The organism is Bacillus cereus group sp. N21 (genome assembly GCF_016483395.1).
GTDB classification, from domain to species: domain Bacteria; phylum Bacillota; class Bacilli; order Bacillales; family Bacillaceae_G; genus Bacillus_A; species Bacillus_A pseudomycoides.
In genome coordinates, this window is the sequence record NZ_JAEHBX010000371.1 from 1 (window position 1) to 258 (window position 258).

Here is a 258-nt window from a genome sequence, read left to right on the forward strand (position 1 = left end):
TGCGGAAGTAGTTCAGTGGTAGAATACAACCTTGCCAAGGTTGGGGTCGCGGGTTCGAATCCCGTCTTCCGCTCCAATTTTCAATATGACATGCCGGGGTGGCGGAACAGGCAGACGCACAGGACTTAAAATCCTGCGGTGGGTGACCACCGTGCGGGTTCGACCCCCGCCCTCGGCACCATATGCGCCCGTAGCTCAATTGGATAGAGCGTTTGACTACGGATCAAAAGGTTAGGGGTTCGAGTCCTCTCGGGCGCG

At 57.4% G+C, this 258-nt stretch carries 3 tRNA genes; all 3 read left to right on the forward strand.

The features are described 5' to 3' along the window. Position 1 precedes the first annotated feature (1 nt). The 3 genes from JDS96_RS31235 to JDS96_RS31245 all read left to right on the forward strand — a co-directional run bounded on the left by JDS96_RS31235 (position 2) and on the right by JDS96_RS31245 (position 258). Positions 2–76 (forward strand) — tRNA-Gly (locus JDS96_RS31235). A 16-nt stretch (positions 77–92) separates the two neighbouring features. Further along, positions 93–181, forward strand: a tRNA-Leu gene (locus JDS96_RS31240). Between the two features lie 3 nt (positions 182–184). Further along, a tRNA-Arg gene (locus JDS96_RS31245) sits at positions 185–258 on the forward strand.